The organism is Mesorhizobium sp. WSM4828, from assembly GCF_055811175.1.
The window spans coordinates 222932-246510 of record NZ_JBVVQK010000006.1 but is presented as its reverse complement, the minus strand read 5'-3'; the positions used below and the strand labels follow the sequence as shown (position 1 = coordinate 246510).

Below are 23579 nucleotides of genomic sequence, written 5' to 3'. Positions count from 1 at the left end.
GTCAGGCAGTTTCCGTTACTTCACCGCCCCGAACGTTAGGCCGCGTACCAGCTGCTTCTGGCTGAACCAGCCCATGATCAGGATCGGCGCGATCGCGAGCGTCGAGGCGGCCGAAAGCTTGGCCCAGAACAACCCTTGCGGGCTGGAGAAGGAGCTGATGAAAGCGGTGAGCGGCGCGGCCTCGGTGGTGGTCAGCCGGATCGTCCAGAATGCCTCGTTCCATGCGAGAATGATATTGAGCAGCATGGTCGAGGCGATGCCGGGCACCGCCATCGGCGTCAGCACGTAGATGATCTCGTTCCAGAGCGACGCGCCGTCCATGCGCGCCGCTTCCAGGATCTCGCCCGGGATCTCGCGGAAATAGGTGTAGAGCATCCAGACCACGATCGGCAGGTTGATCAGCATCAGCATGACCATCAGGCCGATGCGGCTGTCGAGCAGTCCGGTGTCGCGGAAGATCAGATAGATCGGGAACAGCACAGCGACGGCCGGCATCATCTTGGTGGAAAGCATCCACATCAGGATGTCCTTGGTGCGTTTGCCTGGCGAAAACGCCATCGACCATGCCGCCGGTATGGCGACGAGCAGAGCCAGGATGGTCGAGCCGACCGACAGGAACACCGAGTTCAGGAAGAATTTGAAATAGCCGTTCTGCGCCTGGACCTCGGAATAGCTCTCCGTGGTTCCCGACGGGAACAGGTTGAAGCCCTGGATAGCCTCCTGCTCCGACTTGAACGAGGTGATGATCGTGTAGAGGATCGGGAAGAAGATCAGCAACGCGACGATCCAGGCGGCCGCGGTCGCAATCGTCTTGTGCTGGGTGGTGACTGCACGTGCCATCTTATCCTCCCTTATTTGTCCAGGTTCTTGCCGACGGCGCGCATGGCGAAGAAGGCGACGATGTTGGCGAGAATGACAGCAATGATGCCGCCGGCGGACGCCTGGCCGATTTTGAACTCCAGCAATGCCTTCTGGTAAACGAGGAAGGGCAGGTTGGTGGAGGCGTAACCTGGGCCGCCATTGGTGGTGACGAGGATCTCGGCATAAACCGACAGCAGGAAGATCGTCTGGATCAGGATGACGACGGTTATGGCGCGCGACATATGCGGCAGCGTCAAATAGATGAAGCGGCTGACAAAGCCGGCGCCGTCCATTTCGGCGGCTTCCTTCTGCTCGCCGTCGAGCGACTGAAGCGACGTCAAAAGGATCAGCGTCGCAAACGGCAGCCATTGCCAGGCAACGATGATGATGACCGCCGTGAGTGGATGCTGTCCGAACCAGTCGATCGGCTGCCCGCCGAAGAAGCGCGCAATGTCGGCAAAGACGCCGTATTGCGGATGCATGATCATGTTCTTCCAGACGAGTGCCGCCACCGGCGGCATGACGAAGAACGGCGAGATGACAAGGATGCGGACGATGCCCTGTCCCCACATCGGCTGATCGAGCAGAAGGGCGAGCAGAATACCGCCGATCACCGTGATCAAAAGCACGCTGACGACGATGGTGAGCGTGTTGAGGATCGACTGCAGGAATGCCGGGTTGGAATAGAACAGCGCGTAGTTCGAAAACCCGACGAAGCCGTCGCGCATCGGATTGAGCGGGTTGTATTGCTGGAAGGAGAACCACAGCGTGAATGCCAGCGGCACAATCATCCAAACCAGCAACAGCACCACGGATGGCGCCATCATGAAGCGGGCAAGCGAACGGGTCTGCTGAGTAGCCATGACGGTCACCCTTCGAGGTCAGCCAAGTTTTTCAGCGGTGTGAAAGCTGGCCGCCCGAACTGGGATTCGGGCGGCCGTTGCCGGTCGCCATTGGCAACCGGCACCGGGAGGAGCCTACTTGATGTAACCGCCCTCGGTCATCGTCGCGGTGGCGGCGTCCTGCGCCTGCTTCAAGGCATCGTCGACGCTCGACTGGCCGGCAAGTGCCGCTGAGAAGAGCTGGCCGACAGTGGTGCCGAGACCCTGGAACTCAGGAATGGCGACGAACTGGACGCCGACATAAGGCACCGGCTTGACGGTCGGGTGCGTCGGATCGGCAGAGTTGATCGAGTCCAGCGTCATCTTGGCGAAAGGCGCTGCCTTCTGGTACTCGGGATTGGCATAGAGCGAGGAGCGCGTTCCCGGCGGTACGTTGGCCCAACCTTCCTTCGAGGCGACGAGCTCGGCATAGTGCTTGCTGGTTGCCCAGGACACGAACTTTTGTGCGGCGTCGGCCTTCTGGGTGCCAGCGGGGATGGCCAGCGACCAGGCCCACAGCCAATTGCCGCGCTTGCCGAGGCCATTGTCCGGTGCCAGCGCATAGCCGACCTTGTCGGCGACGGTGGAGTTCTTCGGGTCGGAAACGAAGGAGGCAGCGACGGTGGCGTCGATCCACATGCCGCATTTGCCCTGCTGGAATAACGCCAGGTTTTCGTTGAAGCCGTTGGACGACGCACCCTCGGGGCCGTCGGCCTTCATCAGGTCGACATAGAATTGCAGCGTGTTCTTCCATTCGGGCTGATCGAATTGCGGCTTCCAATTCTCGTCGAACCAGCGCGCGCCGAAGGAGTTCGACATGGCGGTCAGGAAGGCCATGTTCTCGCCCCAGCCGGCCTTGCCGCGCAGGCAGACACCGTTCACGCCGTTGGCGCGGTCGGTCATCTTGTCGGCGGCCTGCTTGATGAAGTCCCAGGTCGGTGCGTCGGGCATCTTGAGTCCGGCCTTGTCCATCAGATCCTTGCGGTACATGACGAAGGAGCTTTCGCCGTAGAACGGCGCTGCGTAGAGCTTGCCGTCGACCGACAGGCCGCCGGCTATGGCCGGAATGATGTCCTTGACGTCGTAATCGTCGCCGAGCTTGTCGAGCGGCAAAAGCCAGTTCTGCTTGGCCCAGATCGGCACTTCGTAGGTGCCGATGGTCATCACGTCGTACTGCCCACCCTTGGTGGCGATGTCGGTGGTGACGCGCTCGCGCAGGACGTTTTCCTCGAGCGTGACCCACTGCAGCTGGATGTCGGGATTCTTCGAGGTGAAGTCGTCGGTCAGCTTCTGCATGCGGACCATGTCGCCATTGTTGACCGTGGCGATGGTGATGGATTCGGCATGCGCGGCGAACGCAAGCGCGCTGGCCGAGAACAGGCCTAGGGTGAACGTGCGAAGTTTCATCAAAATTCCTCCCATAAACCAAGATGAGCATTTGCCTTGGCTGTGAGCAATTACTCACTTGCGCTGAATTATGTCAAGACGGATTCGTTGCTGCAGCGCAGCACGCCGGTCTCGTGCAGCGGCAAGCCTGGGACGTTTGCGGCATGTCTGATGAAGGATTCGACCGGGCTGATTGGGCCCGGAGCTTTGCTATCGGGCTTGCTGGGATTCAGCCTATTGGCAAGCGATCTCGCTCAGGATCCAATCGCGGAAGGCGCGGATCTTCGGCACGTTGCGCCGCGCCGTCGGATAGACCAGCCAATAGGCATGGCCGTCGTCACCAACCAGATCAAAGGGCTGGATCAGGCGGCCGTCGGCAAGTTCGGTCTTGAACAGCGCCTTGGTAACGATCGCCACGCCGTGGCCGGCAATCGCGGCATTGGCCTCATAGGCCTGTGCGCCCATGCTGGTGCCGGGGCGCTTGGCCAGCTCCTCGACCGGCAGGCCGGCGGCGGCGAACCAGTCCCGCCACCAGATGTCGCCGGGGTCTAGGATCGGCAGCCGCAGCAGGTCGGCCGGCTCCTTTACGCCGCCGATGCTTGCCGCGAGCTTTGGACTAAGAACGGGCGTGAAATCGGCCCTGAAAAGCATATGGGTCTCGACGCCCGGCCAGTTGCCGCCGCCGGAGCGGATGGCGATGTCGATGTCCTCTCTGGCAAAGTCGACAACCCTGTTCGAAGTATCGACGCGCACCGCCAGCGACGGATGCGCGACCTGGAACGAACCGAGATGCTGCGCCAGCCAATTGGAGGCAAAGGTCAGCAGCGTCGAAACGCAAAGCACGCCGTCTGCGCCGGTGCGCGCGGCGGCATAGGCGCCGCTCAACAGCGCGAACGCCTCGCTGACCGCAGGTGCCAGGCGCTGGCCGGGTTCGGTCAGAACGATCTGTTTTGGTTGGCGCAGGAACAAGGGCGCGCCGATGCGCTCCTCCAGAAGCTTGATCTGATAGCTTGCCGCCGCCTGCGTCATGCCAAGCTCCTGGGCGGCCTTGGTGAAGGAGAGATGCCGCGCCACCGCCTCGAATACCCGGATCGCCTGAAGCGGAGGAAGCTGCGAAACCAGCTGTCGTGAATTGAGCTCCGGCATAAGCCCTCCTTATGGGCAGTGATCGACGTTTGATTGGCGGCACCGGCCGGTCCTACCGATATTCCGTATTGAAGATCAATTACGCCTAGAGATAGTGAAGGCTGACGATCATGACCACGATACAGGAAAAGCTGCTTCTTGCTCCAGCCCATGGCTGGTTTTCACGGCTGGCGCGGGGATTGGCAGGGCACACAGCGCGCAAACGCGCCTATCTCGACGTCCGGGAACTGCCGCCGCATCTGCAGCGCGACATGGGCTTCCTCGACGGCAACGATCCTTGCGGCCGGCACCAGTAGTGTCGCTCTTTTTATCGGGGATTCAGCTGCGTTTCGATTTCACATGATCGTTTCCGACCGCCAGCGGCTCGGAGATCATGCACCCGCCAGCAAGGCGGCGGCGGTCCGCTCATCGGTGATGAGGCCGTTGACCAGCCGCCGGTTGACGGCGGCGAAGATGCCCGGCAGCTTGCGGTCGCCCATGGCAAGCGCGATCACCAGCGACTTTTCGCGCGACGGCAGCGGCGCCGACGACACCCGGTCGTTGGTGATGCCCTCGATCATGCGGCCGTCGCGATCGAATACCCAGCCGACGATCTCGGCGATACCGCCGGCCTTCTGCAGCGCCTTCAATTCACCCTCCGAAATGAAGCCGTCCTCGTAGAGCGGCGCCTTCGGGCCGAGATCGCCTATGCCGACAAAGGTGACGTCGGCCTCGGCCGCAAGCGCCAGCGTCGGCTGGATCATCGGCTGGCTGAGCAGCATCTCGCGCTCCTCCGGCGAGGAGGCGATGACCGGCAAAGGCATCGGAAACGAGCGCGCCTTGACCCTGTCGGCCATGGTGAAGATGACGTTGTAGAAGGCGGCCGAACCGTCCGGCGAGATGTTGCCGGTCAGCGATACCACCTTGTGCTGCGGGCATTCCATCGGCGGCAGCTGCTCGATCGCCGCCTTCAGCGTGCGGCCGGTGCCGATCGCCATGACGATCGGGGTCGGCGACCGCAGCCGTCGTTCGATCTCGGCCGCCGCCGCCTCGGCGACGCCGATGATGGTGGAGGAAGAAGACGGGTCGCTCGGCACCACCTCGACCAGATCAAGCGCAAAGCGCGATTTCAGCCGTGCCGCAAGGTCGAGGCAATTGGCGATCGGATGGTCGACGCGCACCTTGATCAGCCCTTCGGAGACCGCGAGCGACACCAGCCGCTGCGCCGTCTGCCGGGAGATGCCAAGCGTAGCGGCGATCTGGTCCTGGGTGTTGCCTGCGACATAATAGAGCCAGCCGGCGCGCGCCGCGTCGTCCAGCCTGTTGCCGCCGCTATCCTGCCGCGAATTCAAGTTCGTGCCTCCCAACCCCGCCGAGCACAAGAGGCGGAGCACCATAGTTTCGCAGGGAATGAACTTGCGCGCAATTGCCTATTGTAAGAGCAATTGCTTAGGGCTGAAACCTGGTGTTTGGAGCGAAGGGACGGGTCGACCCAGTCTCGTTGCAACAGCAAGGCTGTCGAGGTCGCACCAATCTTGGTTCTAAAGCGCGTCGCGTTCGATCGGCCTCATGCGGCGCGTTTTAGGTTCTTTTTTATGCATGTCGTCATCGCAAAACCGCTGCACACTTTTGCGCGACACGCATTAGCGGGGACGCGGCGGTTTATCTCCCGCGCTAAACGCTTTAAGGGATTTTTTGAGAATGGAGCCTTGCATGACGCCGAAAGCGGTTTTCTGGGACATGGACGGCACGCTGGTCGACAGCGAGCCGCTGCACGAGGCAGCGCTGATTGCGGCGCTGCACAGCGTCGGCATCGCACCGCCGGCCAACTTGCACGAGCGGGTGCTCGGCATCGCCGCATGGCCGGTCTACGAAATGCTGCGCGACGAGTTCGGCCTCGACCTGCCTTTCGACGACTGGATCGTGCGCAAATACGATCACTATCTGCCGATGGCCGAAACGCTGATGCCACGCACCGGCGCGATCGAGATTTTCAATGAGCTGCGCGCGCTTGGCGTGCCGCAAGCGGTGGTGTCCAACTCGGACAGGCTGATCGTCGATGCCAATCTGCGCGCCGCCGGCCTCGTCTATCCCGGTATGAAGACGGTCAGCCGCAACGACGTGCGCGAAGGCAAGCCGCATGCCGAACCTTTCCTGCGCGCCGCCTGGTTGGCCGACGTCGATCCCGCCGGGGCCGTGGCGGTCGACGACAGCGTGACCGGCGCCACGGCGGGGCTGGCGGCTGGAATGAAAACGATCTTCTGGCCAGAGGTGCCGATGGAGGGGCCGCCGGGCGCGATTGTCATCAACAGCGCCGACGAATTGCGGGCCGAACTGGGACTTTAAAGCTTTAACGGGCGCTCAGTTCCGGTAGGCAGGCTCCTGCTCGTCGAGGATAGCCTTCAGTTCGGAGAGGTGGCGTTCGGCCTGGCCGGGATAGTCTTCCTGTTCCCTTGCCGCCTTTTCGGCGATCTCATTCGACAGTACCCGCAGCGGCCGGCCGGTCCACAGCGCCTTGATATAGGTTTCGGCGGCGCGCTCGAAATAGAACATGCGGTTGAAGGTATCGGCGACGCTGTCGCCGATGACCAGCACGCCATGGTTGCCCATCATCATCACCTTGACCTTCGGGTCGACAAGAAGCTGCGAGCAGCGCTCGCCCTCTTCCTCGAAGGCCAGCCCGCCATAGTGAGCGTCGACGACATGGCGGTTGAAGAAGATCGCCGAGTTCTGGTCGATCGGCGGCAGCGTCGAGTCGGCGAGCGAGGCAAGCACGGTGGCGTGGATCGAGTGGACATGCATGACGCAGCGCGCATGACGCACGTTGCGATGGATGGCGCCGTGCAGGCCCCATGCCGTCGGGTCGGGCGCATTCGGGCCCGTCAGCGTGTCGGGATCGTTGGCGTCGATCAGAAGCAGATCGCTTGCCTTGATGCGCGAGAAATGCACCTGGTTGGGGTTCATCAGGAATTGCGAGCCATCGTCGTTGACCGCCAGCGAGAAATGATTGGCCACCGCTTCGTGCATGTTGAGCCGCGCTGTCCAGCGGAAGGCGCAAGCCATATCAACGCGCTCCTCATAGAACGGCAGGTTGGTCAGCACTTCCTTCTGCAGGCGCGTGATGCTCATCGTAAACCTCCGTGAAAGAAGCAAGGATGCCGCGCGGCCGGAAGACGCGCAACCGGTTTCGTTTGGTGCAGGCGAGCGCCGTTATGCCGCCGTGCTGGTGGCCGTGCCGACCCTGAGCCCGCCATGTTCGACGATGAAATCGATCACTTCCTGCAGTCCCTTGCCGCGCGACAGGTCGGTGAAGCCGAACGGCCGTTTGCCGCGCATGCGGGCAGCGTCGCGTTCCATGATGTCGAGATTGACGTTCACATAGGGCGCAAGGTCGCTCTTGTTGATGACCAGGAAATCGGACCGGGTGATCGCCGGCCCACCCTTGCGCGGTATCTCCTCGCCCTGACAGACCGAGATGACATAAAGCGTCAGATCGGCAAGGTCCGGCGAGAAGGTGGCGGCGAGGTTGTCGCCGCCCGATTCGATGAAGACGATATCGAGGTCCGGAAATTTCCTGGTCATCTCGGCAATCGCCTGCAGATTGATCGAGGCGTCCTCGCGGATGGCGGTGTGCGGACAGCCGCCGGTCTCGACGCCGACGATGCGATCCTCGGGCAGTGCCTGCAGCCGGACCAGCATCATGGCGTCTTCCTTGGTGTAGATGTCGTTGGTGACGACGGCGATCGAGAACTCGTCACGCAGCGCCTTGCAGAGCTTTTCGGTGAGCGTCGTCTTGCCCGAGCCGACCGGACCGCCAATGCCGATGCGAAGAGGACCGTTGGGCGATATCATGCGGGGAACTCCGAGAGGGCAAGAACAGCAAAGCCAAGCCCGATCAGCAGGCACAGCGGCGAATAGTAACGCAGATCGAGCCGCGAGAAAGGCTGTTCGGGCGTCAGCCGGCGCCACCAGGGCGTGAAGCCGGCAATGCCGCGCGCCAGGAAAACCAGTGCGATGAGCAGTGACGTGGCGGCAAGCCCGGCCTTGGGAAATGGCGTGGCAAAGATGCCCTCGAGCGCCATCGGCCACAGTGTCGCCAGGCCGAGACATGCGGCGACGGCGAAGCTGGCGAAGGGTGCCGGCATCTCGTCGACGCCGCGAAAGCCGATGACCGCACGGGCGCAGGAAGCCGCGTCCCTGCCCGGCCAGATGCCGCCAATGCCCCAATAGACATGCAGTGCGGTGATCAGCAGCAGGACGAGCGAGAGCGCGAAAGCGAGGACGATCATGAACGGAACAGCCGCGAGTACTGGATTTCGTGCTTCATCGCCATGATATCCGAGACGAAGGCGCAGCCGCCGAGGTCGTCTGTTGTCGAGCCGGCGGCGCGGTCGGCGGTAGCCAGGGCAAGCGGCTCGAAGGCGGCCAGTAGCGTCATCGCGGCACTCTGTCCGACGATGCCAAGCCGGATCGCAGCCTGGACGAGATTGGAGAAGAAGGCCTGCAGAAAGGCCGCCAGGGCGTCCCGCAGCGCAATGCCGTGGCCGCCGGCGACGGCACCGACGGCGACGCAATAGGCACATTCGGCCGGCAGGCGATCCAGCACGTGGCACGGCCAGGCGGAGGCCGCTTTCAGGAAGGCGGCGCCCTGCAGCATCGTCTCGGTATGACGCTCGCGCGAGCCTGCCAGAGCTTCGGCAAGGGCGACGATTTCATCGAGATCGCTGGCTTCGCGTGCCCGGCGCCAGCTTTCGGCAAACAGCACCGCATCGTTCCAGCCCGAACCGATCTCGACCAGCGTTTCCAGCCACGCGGCGAGCTCTTTGCTGTCGGCAACCAGCCCGGCATGCACGGCTTGTTCCAGGCCATGGCTGTAGGAAAAGCCGCCGACCGGGAAGGAAGGCGACAGCCACGCCATCAGCCGCAACAATGCAACGTTGGAAGGCTGGGCCACGTTGGAAGGCTGGTCAGTCATGGTCATGGTCGTGCGAATGGCTGTGGGAATGCGATTCGCTATGGCTATGGGAATGCGCTTCGGCGTGGCTGTGCGCATGCGCCTCGGCATGAGCATGGCCGTGGCCGCCATGCCCTGAATAGGCGCCGCGCACCGGCTTGAACGGCTCGGAGACGTCGCTCACAATGGCGCCCAATCCCTCCAGCATCGCCTTGATGACATGGTCGCGCAGGATGAGGATGCGCCCAGCTTCGATGGCGGCGGCGAGATGACGGTTGCCGATGTGCCAGGCAAGCTCGGCCAGATGGACAGGGTCGCTGGCCCGGACGTCGTAGAGCGGCTCCTCGGCCGCGATGATCTCGATGTGGCGGCCATCCTCCAGCACCAGCCGGTCGCCATGGTTCAACGTCACCGGTTCGGGCAGGTCGACCAGCACCTTGTCGCTACGGGCCGTTTCGATGGCGCGACGGCGCAGATGCCGCTCGTCATGGGCAAGCACCGCACGGTCGTATGGCGTGGTGGTTCCGGCTTCACCTGCGGCCAGGACGGCCACGGCGCGCGGGAATTTGGTGAAGTCGGTGCGGATATCGAGCTTCATGTAAAAACTGCCTCTCCCAAAAAAGCCTAGACTATCCGATCAGCCGCCCCAATGGCGCTCAAACAATCGTGTCGAAGAGCCGCAGGATAAACGATATCTGATAGACGAGCGCGCCCGCGACAAAGGCGATGTGAAAGCGGCGGTCGCGCAGCAGGATCGCAATGACGCAAAGCGCGACGAAAACCGGCGTGCGGATCAGATATTCGACGCCGAAATGGGCGAAATGCGCCGGCCCTTTCAGCAGCGTGTCGATCACGTCGAGCAGATAGGTCGCCGCCAGCAGGCCGAAGAACCAGGCCCGGCGCGAATAAAAGAAATCCTCATAGCTGGTGTAGTCCAGCATCGAATCCGGAAACAGCAGCGCGCAGAGCAGGAACAGCGTGACGGCGTAGAAGATGATGAACAGGTATTTGCCGAAGGTCCAATTCTCGATCTGGAACAGACCGAACTCCCACCACCAGAAATGCACCAGCATCAAAAGCACCGACGCAACCCAGGCGAGGTGCACGGGATAGAGCCGGTACTGGCCGGGATGCTGGACGATGCGGGCAAGCCCCGACAAAAGGCGGGTGACGCCAAGGCCGATCACCATGCCCAGGACGATGCGGATATGCGGGAAAATGTCGTGCGCGTAGGGGAGTTGCTGGTCCATAAGCCTGGCGCGGCATGTTCTACATCGGTCGTTCTAACGCCTATGGTTCAGAACAGGAAGTAGCGTTGCGCCATCGGCAGCACGGTGGCCGGCTCGCAGGTGAGCAACTCGCCGTCGGCGCGGACCTCATAGGTCTCGGGGTCGACCTCGACATGCGGAGTGGCGTCGTTGAGCACCATCGAATGCTTGCCGATGCCGCCGCGGGTATTCTCGACCGCGACCATCTGCTTGTCGACGCCGAGCCTGCCGCGCAGGCCGGAATCGAGCGCGGCCTTCGAAACGAAGGTCACCGACGAATTGGTCATCGCCTTGCCGTAGGCGCCGAACATCGGCCGGTAATGCATCGGCTGCGGCGTCGGGATCGAGGCGTTGGGATCGCCCATCGGGGCGGCGGCGATCATGCCGCCGATCAGCACCATGTCCGGCTTGACGCCGAAGAACGCCGGATTCCACAACACAAGGTCGGCGCGTTTTCCCACCGCCACCGAACCGATGTCCTTCGACAGGCCATGCGCGATGGCCGGATTGATGGTGTATTTGGCGATGTAGCGGCGGACGCGGAAATTGTCGTTGTTGCCGGTCTCCTGCGGCAGCGAACCGCGCTGGCGCTTCATCTTGTCGGCGGTCTGCCAGCAGCGGATCGCCACTTCGCCGACACGGCCCATGGCCTGGCTGTCCGACGAGATGATTGAGAAGGCGCCGATGTCGTGCAGAATGTCTTCCGCGGCGATGGTTTCCTTGCGGATGCGGCTCTCGGCAAAGGCGATGTCTTCGGGGATCGACGGCGACAGATGGTGACAGACCATCAGCATGTCGAGGTGTTCGGCCAGCGTGTTGACCGTGTAGGGGCGGGTCGGATTGGTCGAGGACGGAATGACGTTGGGCAGGCCGCAGACCTTGATGATATCAGGTGCGTGGCCGCCGCCGGCGCCTTCGGTGTGGAAGGCATGGATGGTGCGGCCCTTGATGGCCGCGACCGTGTTTTCGACGAAGCCGGACTCGTTCAGCGTGTCGGTGTGGATCATCACCTGCACGTCGTAATCGTCGGCGACCGACAGGCAGCAGTCGATAGCAGCCGGCGTCGTGCCCCAGTCCTCGTGCAGCTTCAGCGAGCAGGCGCCGGCGAGCACCATCTCCTCGAGCGCGGCAGGCAGCGACGCGTTGCCCTTGCCCGACAGGCCGATATTCATCGGAAAGGCATCGAAAGACTGGATCATGCGCGCCAGATGCCACGGCCCAGGGGTGCAGGTGGTGGCCAGCGTGCCGTGCGCCGGGCCGGTGCCGCCGCCGAGCATGGTGGTGATCCCCGACATCAGCGCCTCCTCGATCTGCTGCGGGCAGATGAAGTGGATATGCGCGTCGAAGCCGCCGGCGGTCAGGATCTTGCCCTCACCGGCGATGATCTCGGTGCCCGGGCCGATGACGATGGTGACGCCGCCTTGAGTATCCGGATTGCCGGCCTTGCCGATCGCGGCGATGCGGCCGTCCCTGAGGCCGATATCCGCCTTGACGATACCGGCGGTGGCATCGACGACCAGCGCATTGGTGATGACTGTGTCGACCGCGCCTTGCGCGCGCGAAACCTGGCTCTGGCCCATGCCGTCGCGGATGACCTTGCCGCCGCCGAATTTCACTTCCTCGCCGTAAAGGGTGAGATCCTTTTCGACCTCGATGAACAGCTCGGTGTCGGCGAGCCGGACCTTGTCGCCGACGGTCGGGCCGTACATCTGGGCATAGGCGGCGCGGGTGATTCTAGCCATCAGCAATTACTCCCGAAATACAGCCCGAAAATACCGCTTGTCGAAGCCGGGCCCCACATTGCCGCCATCCTATGGTCACGCAATGACCCGCTGAGCGACACTTTCCGATCCCATTTGGCGGTTGAGGTGGCCAGGTCACCCCAAAACGACCATTTGCCAATCGATGGAAAGGAACATCCATGCGCAAAACGACTCTTCTGGCAGCCGCCGCCACGCTGGTGCTCGCAACCGCCGCCAGCGCCCAGCAACAGCCTGCGCAGCAGCCCAGTCCGGCGCCGGCCGCGCCTGCTCCTGCCGCACCCGGGGCGCAGCCTCAGGCGCCCACCATCCAGGCGATCAACGTCGTCGATATCAAGGATCTGCCGGCGGACACTCAAGCCAAGGTCAACGAGGTGATCGCCAAGCGCAGCGACGCCGATCTGCAGAAACTGCGCGGCTCGATCGACGCGACACCGCAGGTCAAATCCGCGCTCGAAGCCAAGGGGCTCACCTCGGCGCAGGTGATCGCCGCCAGCATGAGCACCAATGGCGCGCTGACGCTGATCACCAAGAAAGCGAGCTGACGAGACGAGGCGGCGGGCCGGCGCCTGGTCAGCCCGCCGCATCGCAAAGGGAACCTTCACGGGGGACGTTACGTTTCGGTCCTGTCGCCCTGACACGAGACTCGAAAAGGACCCTGAGAACGAGCGATGGCGATCACCACCTTGTCCGACACCAGATGGCTGCATGGGATTGCCGCGACCGCGTTTCTGGCAGCCAGCGTCCCGCACGCGGCGCTGAACGCGCAGAGCCTTGATAGCGCCGAGACCGTCAACCGGATCGTCGGCTCGGAGGTCGGCCAGGAAGAGACCCAGACAAATGCGGAAGCCGGCAAGGTCAGCTCGGCGATCGACCGCACGCGTGAGAACATCGCCGCCGTGCGCAAGACATCCAAGCTCGACAAGGTCGATATCGTGTTTCTTACCGACGCCGCGCGCACCGAAGGCGGCCCGCCGCCGGCGATCGAGAACAAGGTCAGGCAACATCGGGACGACATTGCCGAGCTGCGCAAGGAGATCGAGGCGAACGCATTGCTGTTCAACGCCATCGACTCGCGGCGTGTGCAGACCGAGGACGTTCTGGCGGTAGAATTCGACGATCCGGGAAAGGTCGTCATTTACGCGGCGGCCAAGCCGCCCGGCTGAGCCGAAACTGCTCGACGCCTTCGATCTCACAGCGCGCCCATGATCTTCTGCTGAAACCCGTAGACCTCGCGCTTACCGCCGAGCGGCACCAGGGTAACGTCGCGCTCCTGCCCCGGCTCGAAGCGCATGGCGGTGCCGGCAGCGATGTCGAGCCGCATGCCGCGGGCCTTGTCGCGATCGAACCTCAGTCCCTCATTGGTCTCGAAGAAGTGGTAATGGCTGCCGACCTGGATCGGCCGGTCGCCGCTGTTGGCTACCTTCAAGGTGACCGTCGCCAGACCCTTGTTCAGCTCGATCTCGCCGCTTGCCGTGATGATTTCGCCGGGGATCATTGATTGCCTTCCGTTTCACGGTCGCCGGATCAGGCGGCCTTGCGGGGGTCGCAGCCTTCGGCCTTCAGCACACGTCTGGTGGAGGCCGGATATTTCATCAGCAGGGCTGCCGGACGGATCGGGCGGGCCGAGAAGTTGCCGCCGCAATTCGGACAGGCGCCGCCGAGCACGTTTTGTGCGCAGTCGGCGCAGAAAGTGCATTCGAAGGTGCAGATCACCGCATCCGTCGCATCGGGCGGCAGATCTTTGTCGCAGCATTCGCAGTTGGGGCGCAGCTCAAGCATTTCCTCTCCTTGGCGGTGTTATCTGATCGGCTCGTGCACGGTCACCAGCTTGGTGCCGTCGGGAAACGTCGCCTCGACCTGCACATCGTGGATCATTTCGGCAATGCCCTCCATCACCTGGGCCCGGGTGACCACATGGGCGCCGGCCTCCATCAGCTCGGCGACCGGGCGGCCGTCGCGGGCACCCTCGACGACGAAATCGGTGATCAGCGCGATCGCTTCCGGGTGGTTGAGCTTGATGCCGCGTTCAAGCCGCTTGCGGGCCACGATCGCCGCCATGGCGATCAGCAGCTTGTCTTTCTCCCTCGGCGTTAGATTCATGCGTTTTCCTGCGGTGGTACAATCAAAATCAAAGTGACCATAATTTGGGCAGGCCCGCCCGTCCGTTGAGCAATTCGACAAGCGGCACCAGCCGCTTGCGGAGCTGGTAGCCGTCCTCGGCGAACAGCCTCGCAAGAAGCTTGCCAGATTTCCGTACATTCCAGAAACTCACGCCGCCCTGGCCGCCGACCATGCCCCGGGCCGGCTCGAGCAAAGCCTCTGCCCGCGGCGACACCATCAGCAGCGTCGCCACGGCGACGGCACCGCCGCCAACCGCCGGACGGTTCAAGGTGGCCGCAATGTCCGGCCCGATGCAGAACTCCTCGGCATGGACTAGCTTCCCGTCCTGGCGGACGCGCCAGCGGTCGTGGAATTGGCCTTGCGAAGCCAGTTCACCCATGGCCAGGCGGCCGAAGACGGTAGCCTCCAGGATCAGCGCTTCGGCTCCAGCGGCAAGCTCCACGTCAAGCCTGCGGGCAAAGGCCGAGCGGTCGAAGACGATGGTTTCCTGCGGCAGCCAGGCAATGTGGCCGCCTTCGCCGACGGTCAGCTGCACCCGCACTTCGGCACGGTCGGATGCGGCGCGGTAGATTTTCTCGCAGGCCTGCGTCGTTATGGTTGCGGACGCGCCGGCACCGACATCGACCTCCCAGGCGAGACGGTCGCCACCGGTCAGCCCACCGGCGGTGTTGATCAGGACAGCTTCGAGCGGATCGGCCGAGACTGCCGGCATGCGGATCTTGGCCGAACCGTCCTGGTACAGGCGCCGAAGATGCGTCCGGCCTCCGTTCCAGTCGCAGCCAAGCCGCGCAACGCCGGCAACGCGCTGCGCCGGCGGCACTGAAGTCAAGCTATATGCGATCGTATCCACGACACCAACGTTAAGCACTGCGGCGGCTTTGTCGATATATAGCTTGTTGCTTGACAGCGTTTCGGTTTCTATAGAGGGAGCCACCTTGGTACGGTCACCGGCGCCTGGCGGGGGTAAAGGGCGATGATGACGACGTAATCGAGGACAAAAGGGGCGCTGATCAGTTGGCGTCGGGAAACGACAGAGTTGGGGAAGAAACCGAATGGCTGACCAGCTGGCAAACGATATCATCGCCAAGATCAAGGCTCACGCCGAGCCGGGCGGCGAGGAAATCACCACCAGTACCGAACTGACCGCCCTTGGCATCCATTCGCTGGAACTGACGGAGATCATCTTCGATCTCGAGGAAGAGTATGGCATCGAAATCGAGATGAACACGGTCGATGCCTGGAGCAATCTGAAGAATGTCGGCGACATGGTCGAGGCGGTTCGCGCGCTGATCGCGAAAAAAGCCTGACTGAATGCACAAGCGCATCGTCATCACGGGCATCGGCGGATTATGCGGGCTCGGCACCAATGCACCTGCAATCTGGAATGAGATGCGCGCCGGCCGTTCGGCAATCGGCGCGATCGACAATCCGCTGCTGCATGATCTGAAGGTCAAGGTCGGCTGCGAAATCAAGGCGCTTCCCGAGCACGGCATCGACCGCAAGCAGGTCGTTTCGATGGACCGCTTCAGCCTTCTGGCGACGATCGCCGCGCGGGAGGCGGCACAGCAGGCGGGATTGAACCCGCACGCGGCCAACACCTACCGGATGGGCACCATCGTCGGCGTCGGCGTCTGCGGCTGGGAGGCAATCGAAGAGAACTATCGCGCCATCCTGCTCGAAGGCAAGAACCGCGCCGGCATCTTCACGGTACCGAAAGTAATGCCGGGCGCAGCCGCCGGCCACGTCAGCATGAATCTTGGTCTGCGCGGGCCGGTGTTCGGCATCACCTCTGCCTGCTCGTCATCCAACCACGCCATTGCCTCGGCGGTCGATCAGATCAGGCTCGGCCGGGCCGACGTCATGGTCGCCGGCGGTACCGATGCGCCGCTGGTCTGGGGCATCCTCAAGGGCTGGGAGGCCCTGCGGGTCCTGTCGCCGGACACCTGCCGGCCGTTTTCGGCTGACCGCCAAGGGCTTGTGCTCGGCGAAGGCGCCGGCATGGTGGTGCTGGAAACATATGAGCATGCCATGGCGCGCGGCGCCGCCATCCTTGCCGAAATCGCCGGCGTCGGCCTTTCCGCCGACGCCTCCGACATCGTCGCCCCAACCATCGAAGGGCCGGAGGCGGCGATGCGCTTCTGCCTCGTCGATGCCGGGCTCAATCCGGAGGACGTCGACTATCTCAACGCGCATGGCACCGGCACCAAGGCCAACGATCAGATCGAGACGGCGGCGATCAAGCGTGTCTTCGGCGGCCATGCCTACAAGCTTTCGGTGTCCTCGACCAAATCGATGCATGCCCACTGTCTCGGCGCGTCCGGCGCGCTGGAAATGATCGCCTGCGTGATGGCAATCCGCGAAGGCATCGTGCCGCCGACCGCCAATTATCGGGAAGCCGACGCCGACTGCGATCTCGACATCACGCCGAACGTGGCGCGCGAACGCGCGGTGCGCACCGCGATCAGCAACAGCTTCGCCTTTGGCGGCACCAATGCGGTGCTGGCGGTCAAGGCCGTGTAACCGCACCCCTTGCGGTCCTTCACGGGGCCGGCGAAACTTTCCATGCGCATATTGATCGCGCCAGGCGTCGCGCCTAACTCTCTGCGACCCGCCATGACCGTGCCGCTCGGCGCGGTCCCCGACCAGGAGTTTCGATGACCGATCTGTCCGCGTTTCCGATCGCCACGCGCTGGCCGGCGAGCCACCCCGACCGCATCCAGCTCTATTCGTTTCCGACGCCGAACGGGGTGAAGATATCGATCGCGCTGGAGGAACTTGGCCTGCCGTACGAGCCGCATGCCGTCGACATCGGCAAGAACGAGAGCTGGACCCCGGAATTCCTGTCTTTGAACCCGAACGGCAAGATACCGGCGATGATCGATCCGGACGGCCCGGGCGGCAAGCCGATCGGCTTGTTCGAATCCGGCGCCATCCTGCTCTACCTCAGCGACAAGACCGGCAAGCTGGTCCCGGCAGACGCAACGCTGCGTTACGAGACGATCCAGTGGGTGTTCTTCCAGATGGCTTCGATCGGGCCGATCTTCGGCCAGGTCGGGTTCTTCCACAAATTCGCCGGGCGCGAAATCGCCGACAAGCGCCCGCTGGAACGTTATCGCGACGAGTCGCGGCGGCTGATCGGCGTCCTCGAAACGAGGCTCAAGGGCCGCAGCTGGATCATGGGCGACGACTACACCATCGCCGACATTTCGATGCTTGGATGGGTGCGCAACCTGATCGGCTTTTACGAGGCACGGGAACTCGTCGGTTTCGACGACTTCCCCAGCGTGGGCGCATGGCTGGAGCGTGGCCTCGCCCGGCCGGCGGTACAGAGGGGCCTCACCATTCCGGCCAGAGCCTGATCGAAAGCCTGACTGGACCGGCTATTTTGCCTTGGTCCGGCGTTTCGAGCTCTTGCCGACTACGGAAGCGGCAAGCGAGGCCGCACCTTTGGCGGTCGCTAGCACGGCACCGGCGGCGACGTTGGCCGTCGTTTTGACGGTGCGCATTGCGCTGCCTGCGATCGATCCTCTGCTGCTTGCCGGCTTTTTAGGGCTGGCGGCTTTGGGAGTTGCGGCCTTGCTCGCAGCAGGCATCACCTTTTTCGGCGCTGCCTTGCCAAAGCTGGGCTTTGCCGCCTCCTTGGAGCGGGCCGCCGCTGCCGGGCCGGCGCCGGTTTTCGCTCGAGTGGCTTTTGATCGTGTTGCCCTGCCCTTGGCGGGCGCAGGCTTTCTTGCCATGGTTTCCATCGAACTGTTCCCTCATGCGGCACGATTGCCGTGTCCGGGATAACGGCCTGAAAGTGCTAAGGTTCCGGCCGAACAGTCCTTACAGATCAGGCCTGTTCACCGACCACCAGGTCGGCGGGCCGCCGACGGGCAAGCACCCGATCGATGTTCGGCATGTCGTTGGAAGCAATCCAGGCGCGCGCGTCCTCTTCGGACCGGCCGTGCTCGTGCCATCGCTCCAGCAGTCGGCGCTCGAGCTCGGCGCGCGGCACATCGACAAAGATCGAGAAATCGAACAGCGGCGCCAGCCGCGTCCATGGCTCTTCGTCGAGCAGCAGATAATTGCCTTCGACCAGGATGAATTTGGTCTCGGCGGCGATGATCGCAGCGGCGGCGCGCGACAGCTCCATGCTGCGGTCGAAGACCGGGATGGCGATATCCGGCTCGCCGGCGCGGATGCGCTTGAGCAGCGTTTCGAAGCCGGCAAAATCAAAGGTTTCCGGGGCACCTTTTCGCGCGCGAAGGCCGCGCCGCTCGAGCACGACATCGTCGTAATGGAAGCCGTCCATCGGCACGACTTCCGCCGTGCCTTCCGGCAGCAGATCGTGCAAGCCTGCCGACAATGTCGATTTGCCGGCGCCGGGCGGACCGGCAATGGCAACGATGAAGCGCGGTGCCTTGCTGGCGCGCTTGAAGATGGTGGCGGCGAGATGAGCGATCTCTGACATGAGTGATTCCGCGCTACAATTTTTCGGGTCCATCTTGGCGGCAGTTCGGGGGAATTTCAAATCCGTACCAATTGTCGACATCCGCGCCGCCCCTCATTGCCCTGCCGGGCATTTCTCCCCGTATAGTGACGGGGAGAAAGGGCTGGCCGAAATGTTGGCGCCCTTCCTATGACGCTGGTGATTGGCGAAACCGTCGATGAGAGCGCCCCTCTCCCCGTCACTATACGGGGAGAGGATGCCGGCAGGCAGGTGAGGGGCAGCGCAAACGGTCCGCAATCTGAAGCGCCAATCAGGCCGCAACGGATTGGCCGATCCGCAGGAAATCGCTGTCGAAGCCGACGTCGCGCACGGCGTCGTCGGCGGCCAGGATGCGCATGCGACCCGGTAAGGTCGTGACGTCGCGCGGCGGCTCGCTGGATGGCCATGGCAGCGCGCCGATGACATGGCGGAACGAAAAGCTGCGCCCTTCAGAAAGCGCAAAGGCGGTCGCCACGCCTTCATGCTTCAGCCAGTTGTCGCCGAGCGATGCAGCGTGGCCGACGGCCGTGCGGCCGTCCTCGATGCCGAGCACGCCGCGGTGGCGGCCGCTCCATGGCGCATAATCGCGCCCGCCATTGCTGACCCACAGCATGGTAACCGGCAGTTCGGCCGGGTTCTTCAGCACCAGCACGAGATCGGCTTCCGCCTGGCGCGCCAGCGCGGTCCAGCCCGGCCCGTCATGATCGGCCTCGACCAGCGTGACGAAGTCTTCACGCTCATGGTCCATCCGATAGGTGGTCAGGTCGATCGTGCCGCCGTCGGCGGCGGGAAAACGCGTCAGGTCGGCGGTTCGCGCCGGGTAGGCAAGCAACGAACGGCCGCGCGCCGGATCGGGCTCCAGCGCCTCGTTCGGCGTCGCGGCAAAGCGCTTCGCCGAGAAGGCCAGCCTGCCGCCGGCCGTCATTACCGTCATCGGATGGTGGGCGACGGGAATGGCGCCGGCGCCGCCGGAAAAGACGTGCTCCTGGTAGAGAAAGGGATGATCGTCGCGCAAGGTCAGGATCTTGTCGACGGTTGCGCCCATGACCGGGCGCTGCAGGCGGAAGGCGGCGCGCCAGCCATCGGCCGTTGCCGCGCTGTCGACGACGTCCCAGCGACTGTTGGCCGGCCAGCCATGCAAAGGTGCCGCTTCGACGTCGCTGACCGAGAACGGCGCGCAGAGGAAATCGCCGGACAGGTGGACCGTCCCTTCAGGCAGGTCTTTCGGCAGCGTCTCGCGCGGCTCGTCGACCCAGGGTGCGCGATGCAGCGGCTTCAGCCGACGGCCTTCGATCTCGACCGTCATATCGGCGAGATGGCCGACGGCAAGATCGACCGATACCGAAATGCCCTTTGCCGTGATCGTGACCGTATCCATGTGCACCTACCGATTCTGCCAGCCCGATTCTGGCGGCGCCAGCAAAGCCCACTCGCCGCCGGTTGCGCAAGCGCGGTGGCCGGCAATTCGCATCAGACGGCGCCACGTCGGCCTGTGGACAGGGCACCAATCCAGGCCCAGACCGATATTAACCAAATGGACTGTGCCTTTGCGTTAAGATAGCTTCGCCTCGTCTCAGAAACAGCCTGCCTTCGGAACTGACTTGTCCGCCTTCCGGTTCTTTTCGTTCATCCACAAATGCGTCGCTGTGCTGACGCTGCTGCTGTTTGCCGCCGGCTGCACGACGGTGACGCCGCCCGACAGCGTGCTGGCGGTGCCGGCGCCGCCGCAGAAATATGCCGCCATGGTCATCGATGCCGGCACCGGCAAGACGCTGTTCGAGGTCAATTCGACGGCGCCGCGTTATCCGGCGTCACTGACCAAGATGATGACGCTCTATCTTCTGTTCGAGGCGCTGGAATCAGGCCGCATCAGCAAGGAGACGCAAATTCCGGTGTCGGACAACGCCGCCCGGCAGCCGCCGACCAAGCTGCGGTTCAGGCGCGGCGAGACCATCGACGTCGATTCGGCGATCCGCGCCATCGTCGTCAAATCGGCCAATGACGTGGCGGTCGCCGTTGCCGAATATCTCGGCGGCAGCGAAGAGGCGTTCGCCGGAATGATGACCGCCAAGGCGCGCCAGATCGGCATGAGCAGCACCGTTTTCCGCAATGCCTCGGGCCTGCCGGACGGCGACCAGCACACGAGCGCGCGCGACATGGCGGTGCTCGGCATGGCGCTGCACGCCCGCTTCCCGCAGCATTTCCACTATTTTTCCGAAAGCGACTTCATGTTCCGCGGCAGGCTGGTGCGCGGCCACAACGACATGCTTGGCCGGGTGCGCGGCGTCGACGGCATCAAGACCGGCTACATCAGGGCTTCGGGCTTCAACATCGTCACCTCCTATGATGCGGACGGGCACAGGCTGATCATCGTGGTGATGGGTGCCGACAGCGCGCGCCAGCGCAACGACCATGTCGAGGCGCTGATCCAGCGCAGCCTGTTGCCGACCTCGGAGGCAAAGACGCGGCTGCTGTATGCCGAGGAGCAGTGACGGTTTACGTCCGGGTGGGCGCGGATTGGGGTGCTCATCAGGCGACAAACGCTGAACCGCCGTTTTGCGCGACACTGCTGAGATACTTTGCCGGCGGCTTGCCAAGCGCTTTCTTGAACATGGTGATGAAGGCGGTGACCGATTCATAGCCGAGGTCGGCCGAAACCTGCTGCACACTGGCGCCGGAGGCCAGCTCGCGCAATGCGACGATCAGGTGCAATTGCTGGCGCCAGCGCCCGAAGGTCAGCCCTGTCTCTTTCACCACGAGACGTGCGAGACTGCTCTCGCTGAGCGCAACGCGACTGGCCCATTCCGCCAGGGTGCTGCGGTCGGCAGCATCTTGCGCCAACGCCGCGGCGATGCGCCTCAAGCGCGGCTCGGACGAGATCGGCAAATGTAGCTGCTGGACAGGCATGCGCGGCAGTTCGGTTAGCAGTACCCTGGTCAGGAGCTCGCCCCTCGCGTCATCGTCCTCACCGCGATCCGCCAGCTCGATGATGAGCTCGCGCAGCAACGGCGAGATCGACAGCGTGCAGCACCGGTCCGGCAGGTCGGCAGCTCCCGGCTCGATATAGACGAAGAAAATCCGGGCATTGGCGGTCGCAATATTGCTGTGCTCCATGCGGCCCGGAATCCACACCGCGCAATGAGGCGGCACCATCCACAGGCCGCTGGGGACGCGACATGTAACGCCACCGCCGAGCGCGAAGACGAGCTGCCCTTTGCGGTGGCTGTGGTCCGGCGCCTCTGCCCTGGTCTCGGTAACGTCAACGCGCACTGCGATTGCCGGCGCGAGGACATCATCCGGATCGAAAGGCCAGGGGTAACGGAGGGGCTGTCTCATATTGACCGATTTTAGCGATGAAATGCCAGGATAGCTAAATTACTCAAACAGGAAAGTCGATAGTTTAGGCCGCTGGATGAGTAACACAGGAGCCGGCAGGCGGGCTTCTAGTGCCTGCTCGCGTTCTGAACGTCGGACCAACAAGCCCGGCGCACCAAAAACAGGCTGGCGTCCGCTAGGCAGCAGGAAGGTACGAACCATGCTCGGCTTAATCACATCTTCCGATAGCACCACCGGGTTGAAACTCGCCGAGCTTGGTGAGCCCGAGCCCGCCCCAAACGAGGCGCTGGTCTCGGTCCGGGCAGTCTCGCTGAACCGCGGCGAACTGCGCCTGCTAAAGATCCGCCCCGACGGCTGGGTGCCTGGCCAGGACGTCGCCGGAATTGTCGAGCGCGCCGCGGCCGACGGCTCCGGGCCGGCCGTCGGCACCCGGGTGGCGGCTCTGGTCGACGAGGCCGGGTGGGCAGAACGGGTCGCCGTTCCAACCGACCACCTCGCCGTCTTGCCGGACGAGGTCAGCTTCGTCGCCGCCGCCACCGTTCCGGTTGCAGGCACGACCGCGCTGCGGACCCTGCGCCTCGGCGGCGACCTGGCCGGCCAGCGGATCCTGATTACCGGCGCAAGCGGCGCGGTCGGCCGTTTCCAGATCCAGATCGCCCGCCAGCAGGGCGCGCCGGTGGTCGCGGTCGCCGCCGCCCGGCATGCCGACGATCTCCGCGGCCTCGGAGCCGAGCGGGTCGTCGAAACGATCGAGCTCGCCGACGGACTGTTCTCGCTGATTACCGAATCGGTCGGCGGCAATAGCCTCGCCCACGCGATCGAACGGGTGGCGCCCGGCGGAACCGTCGTCATGTTCGGCTCGAGCAGCGGCGAACTCACGCCGATCGGCTTCCGCCAGTTCGTCCCGGGGCACGAAGGCGCGCGGCTGCAGACCTTCGCCTACTACGCTTCCGGTCCGCAGGTTGGCGCCGATATCGCCTCGCTGCTCGCGCTGATCGCAGCCGGCCGGCTCGAAACGCGCGTGGTCCTGACCGTACCGTGGCGGGACGTCGGCCGGGCCCTCGACGCGCTGCGGCAGCGCAGCATCAGCGGCAAGGCAGTGCTTACCATGACCGAATGAGTGGGCGCGGCCGCCGGACGGGGCACCCCCAGGGCTGCTACGGCAAGTTGGGCCCGCCCGCGATTGCCCGTTGAAGCCGGCGCCTGCTTCCGCTAAGAAGCCGTGGCTGGCCGGTTTACCGGCTGGTTCGTTTTTGGGATCACCGATCCTGAAGGCACCCGTAGCTCAGCTGGATAGAGCGCTGCCCTCCGAAGGCAGAGGTCACAGGTTCGAATCCTGTCGGGTGCGCCAAATCTCAAAGTGTACGGCCCAGACGCATGGGTTACGGTTTCTGCTCGACAGCCACTCTGACA

Annotated in this window: 30 protein-coding genes and 1 tRNA gene; 11 read left to right on the top strand and 20 right to left on the bottom strand. The window is 63.7% G+C overall.

Annotated features, from left to right (window positions below; all coding sequences use genetic code 11):
• Nucleotides 1–15: 15 nt before the first annotated feature.
• From AC0L2X_RS10205 to gcvA, 4 genes are all read right to left on the bottom strand, one after another.
• Entirely contained in the window at nt 16–840 is an 825-nt protein-coding gene (locus AC0L2X_RS10205; protein ID WP_023676992.1) for a carbohydrate ABC transporter permease, read from the bottom strand.
• A gap of 11 nt (nt 841–851) precedes the next feature.
• Entirely contained in the window at nt 852–1724 is an 873-nt protein-coding gene (locus tag AC0L2X_RS10200) for a carbohydrate ABC transporter permease (protein ID WP_473599729.1), read from the bottom strand.
• A gap of 114 nt (nt 1725–1838) precedes the next feature.
• A complete protein-coding gene (locus AC0L2X_RS10195; RefSeq protein WP_352567508.1) occupies nt 1839–3149 on the bottom strand; it encodes an ABC transporter substrate-binding protein in 1311 nt (436 codons plus the stop codon).
• Nucleotides 3150–3362: 213 nt separating this feature from the next.
• Complete coding sequence (gene gcvA, locus AC0L2X_RS10190; protein WP_292662413.1) at nt 3363–4274, bottom strand: transcriptional regulator GcvA; 912 nt, start codon at nt 4272–4274, stop codon at nt 3363–3365.
• Between the two features lie 110 nt (nt 4275–4384).
• Here gcvA and AC0L2X_RS10185 point away from each other — a divergent pair, with 110 nt between their 5' ends.
• Nucleotides 4385–4570: a hypothetical protein gene (locus tag AC0L2X_RS10185; protein ID WP_473599728.1), complete on the top strand. Its 186-nt coding sequence runs from the start codon at nt 4385–4387 to the stop codon at nt 4568–4570.
• A 75-nt stretch (nt 4571–4645) separates the two neighbouring features.
• Here the strand turns inward: AC0L2X_RS10185 and AC0L2X_RS10180 are convergent, their stop codons facing one another.
• Complete coding sequence (locus tag AC0L2X_RS10180; RefSeq protein ID WP_473599727.1) at nt 4646–5605, bottom strand: sugar-binding transcriptional regulator; 960 nt, start codon at nt 5603–5605, stop codon at nt 4646–4648.
• A gap of 361 nt (nt 5606–5966) precedes the next feature.
• Between AC0L2X_RS10180 and AC0L2X_RS10175 the strand changes: the two genes are divergently transcribed.
• Nucleotides 5967–6599 carry an HAD family hydrolase gene (locus AC0L2X_RS10175; protein WP_473599726.1) on the top strand — a complete coding sequence of 211 codons (633 nt, stop codon included), beginning with the start codon at nt 5967–5969 and terminating at the stop codon, nt 6597–6599.
• A 15-nt stretch (nt 6600–6614) separates the two neighbouring features.
• Here the strand turns inward: AC0L2X_RS10175 and AC0L2X_RS10170 are convergent, their stop codons facing one another.
• From AC0L2X_RS10170 to ureC, 7 genes are all read right to left on the bottom strand, one after another.
• Nucleotides 6615–7382 (bottom strand): class II aldolase and adducin N-terminal domain-containing protein, encoded by a 768-nt coding sequence (locus AC0L2X_RS10170; protein WP_473599725.1) that lies wholly within the window; start codon nt 7380–7382, stop codon nt 6615–6617.
• Between the two features lie 81 nt (nt 7383–7463).
• The gene (ureG, locus tag AC0L2X_RS10165) at nt 7464–8105 is read right to left on the bottom strand and encodes an urease accessory protein UreG (protein ID WP_473599724.1); all 642 of its coding nucleotides are present in this window, start codon (nt 8103–8105) and stop codon (nt 7464–7466) included.
• Nucleotides 8102–8542: a DUF3995 domain-containing protein gene (locus AC0L2X_RS10160; protein WP_473599723.1), complete on the bottom strand. Its 441-nt coding sequence runs from the start codon at nt 8540–8542 to the stop codon at nt 8102–8104. The genes ureG and AC0L2X_RS10160 overlap by 4 nt, the downstream gene beginning before the upstream one ends.
• Nucleotides 8539–9228, bottom strand: a complete 690-nt coding sequence (locus AC0L2X_RS10155; protein WP_473599722.1) for an urease accessory protein UreF — start codon at nt 9226–9228, stop codon at nt 8539–8541. The genes AC0L2X_RS10160 and AC0L2X_RS10155 overlap by 4 nt, the downstream gene beginning before the upstream one ends.
• The gene (locus AC0L2X_RS10150; protein ID WP_473599721.1) at nt 9221–9805 is read right to left on the bottom strand and encodes an urease accessory protein UreE; all 585 of its coding nucleotides are present in this window, start codon (nt 9803–9805) and stop codon (nt 9221–9223) included. Before AC0L2X_RS10150 ends, AC0L2X_RS10155 begins: the two co-directional genes overlap by 8 nt.
• A gap of 58 nt (nt 9806–9863) precedes the next feature.
• The gene (locus tag AC0L2X_RS10145) at nt 9864–10457 is read right to left on the bottom strand and encodes a hypothetical protein (protein ID WP_473556854.1); all 594 of its coding nucleotides are present in this window, start codon (nt 10455–10457) and stop codon (nt 9864–9866) included.
• Nucleotides 10458–10504: 47 nt separating this feature from the next.
• Entirely contained in the window at nt 10505–12217 is a 1713-nt protein-coding gene (gene ureC, locus AC0L2X_RS10140) for an urease subunit alpha (RefSeq protein ID WP_473599720.1), read from the bottom strand.
• Nucleotides 12218–12396: 179 nt separating this feature from the next.
• Between ureC and AC0L2X_RS10135 the strand changes: the two genes are divergently transcribed.
• Nucleotides 12397–12780 (top strand): hypothetical protein, encoded by a 384-nt coding sequence (locus AC0L2X_RS10135; protein WP_023677006.1) that lies wholly within the window; start codon nt 12397–12399, stop codon nt 12778–12780.
• 126 nt (nt 12781–12906) lie between these two features.
• Nucleotides 12907–13401, top strand: coding sequence for a hypothetical protein (locus AC0L2X_RS10130; protein WP_352567599.1), 495 nt, complete (start codon nt 12907–12909; stop codon nt 13399–13401).
• Nucleotides 13402–13427: 26 nt separating this feature from the next.
• Here the strand turns inward: AC0L2X_RS10130 and AC0L2X_RS10125 are convergent, their stop codons facing one another.
• The 4 genes from AC0L2X_RS10125 to AC0L2X_RS10110 are packed head-to-tail and all read right to left on the bottom strand — an operon-like array spanning nt 13428 to nt 15188.
• Nucleotides 13428–13733, bottom strand: coding sequence for an urease subunit beta (locus AC0L2X_RS10125; protein ID WP_352567600.1), 306 nt, complete (start codon nt 13731–13733; stop codon nt 13428–13430).
• A gap of 29 nt (nt 13734–13762) precedes the next feature.
• A complete protein-coding gene (locus AC0L2X_RS10120) occupies nt 13763–14017 on the bottom strand; it encodes a DUF1272 domain-containing protein (RefSeq protein WP_473556849.1) in 255 nt (84 codons plus the stop codon).
• 18 nt (nt 14018–14035) lie between these two features.
• On the bottom strand, nt 14036–14338 hold the full coding sequence (locus tag AC0L2X_RS10115; RefSeq protein ID WP_473599719.1) for an urease subunit gamma: 303 nt from the start codon (nt 14336–14338) through the stop codon (nt 14036–14038).
• A gap of 28 nt (nt 14339–14366) precedes the next feature.
• The gene (locus AC0L2X_RS10110) at nt 14367–15188 is read right to left on the bottom strand and encodes an urease accessory protein UreD (protein WP_473599718.1); all 822 of its coding nucleotides are present in this window, start codon (nt 15186–15188) and stop codon (nt 14367–14369) included.
• Nucleotides 15189–15411: 223 nt separating this feature from the next.
• Here AC0L2X_RS10110 and AC0L2X_RS10105 point away from each other — a divergent pair, with 223 nt between their 5' ends.
• The 3 genes from AC0L2X_RS10105 (at nt 15412) to AC0L2X_RS10095 (ending at nt 17718) form a co-directional block, all read left to right on the top strand.
• Nucleotides 15412–15666, top strand: a complete 255-nt coding sequence (locus tag AC0L2X_RS10105; protein WP_023677013.1) for an acyl carrier protein — start codon at nt 15412–15414, stop codon at nt 15664–15666.
• 4 nt (nt 15667–15670) lie between these two features.
• Nucleotides 15671–16879 carry a beta-ketoacyl-[acyl-carrier-protein] synthase family protein gene (locus tag AC0L2X_RS10100; RefSeq protein WP_352492188.1) on the top strand — a complete coding sequence of 403 codons (1209 nt, stop codon included), beginning with the start codon at nt 15671–15673 and terminating at the stop codon, nt 16877–16879.
• Between the two features lie 134 nt (nt 16880–17013).
• Nucleotides 17014–17718 carry a glutathione S-transferase family protein gene (locus AC0L2X_RS10095; protein WP_473556841.1) on the top strand — a complete coding sequence of 235 codons (705 nt, stop codon included), beginning with the start codon at nt 17014–17016 and terminating at the stop codon, nt 17716–17718.
• Between the two features lie 21 nt (nt 17719–17739).
• Here AC0L2X_RS10095 and AC0L2X_RS10090 read toward each other — a convergent pair whose 3' ends face one another.
• On the bottom strand, nt 17740–17865 hold the full coding sequence (locus AC0L2X_RS10090) for a hypothetical protein (protein ID WP_352911920.1): 126 nt from the start codon (nt 17863–17865) through the stop codon (nt 17740–17742).
• On the opposite strand from AC0L2X_RS10090, the gene AC0L2X_RS10085 reads away from it, so the two are divergent.
• Entirely contained in the window at nt 17852–18148 is a 297-nt protein-coding gene (locus AC0L2X_RS10085) for a hypothetical protein (protein ID WP_473599717.1), read from the top strand. The two genes, AC0L2X_RS10090 and AC0L2X_RS10085, sit on opposite strands and share 14 nt — an antisense overlap.
• 43 nt (nt 18149–18191) lie before the next feature.
• Here the strand turns inward: AC0L2X_RS10085 and AC0L2X_RS10080 are convergent, their stop codons facing one another.
• Entirely contained in the window at nt 18192–18812 is a 621-nt protein-coding gene (locus AC0L2X_RS10080; RefSeq protein ID WP_473599716.1) for a nucleoside triphosphate hydrolase, read from the bottom strand.
• 289 nt (nt 18813–19101) lie between these two features.
• Complete coding sequence (locus AC0L2X_RS10075) at nt 19102–20208, bottom strand: hypothetical protein (RefSeq protein ID WP_473599715.1); 1107 nt, start codon at nt 20206–20208, stop codon at nt 19102–19104.
• A 223-nt stretch (nt 20209–20431) separates the two neighbouring features.
• On the opposite strand from AC0L2X_RS10075, the gene AC0L2X_RS10070 reads away from it, so the two are divergent.
• The gene (locus AC0L2X_RS10070) at nt 20432–21322 is read left to right on the top strand and encodes a D-alanyl-D-alanine carboxypeptidase family protein (protein WP_473599714.1); all 891 of its coding nucleotides are present in this window, start codon (nt 20432–20434) and stop codon (nt 21320–21322) included.
• Between the two features lie 37 nt (nt 21323–21359).
• Here the strand turns inward: AC0L2X_RS10070 and AC0L2X_RS10065 are convergent, their stop codons facing one another.
• Complete coding sequence (locus tag AC0L2X_RS10065) at nt 21360–22166, bottom strand: AraC family transcriptional regulator (RefSeq protein WP_473599713.1); 807 nt, start codon at nt 22164–22166, stop codon at nt 21360–21362.
• A 199-nt stretch (nt 22167–22365) separates the two neighbouring features.
• Here AC0L2X_RS10065 and AC0L2X_RS10060 point away from each other — a divergent pair, with 199 nt between their 5' ends.
• Together AC0L2X_RS10060 and AC0L2X_RS10055 are read left to right on the top strand one after the other, a co-directional pair.
• Complete coding sequence (locus AC0L2X_RS10060) at nt 22366–23286, top strand: zinc-binding dehydrogenase (protein WP_473599712.1); 921 nt, start codon at nt 22366–22368, stop codon at nt 23284–23286.
• A 154-nt stretch (nt 23287–23440) separates the two neighbouring features.
• Nucleotides 23441–23517: transfer RNA gene (locus tag AC0L2X_RS10055), tRNA-Arg, on the top strand.
• Nucleotides 23518–23579 lie beyond the last annotated feature (62 nt).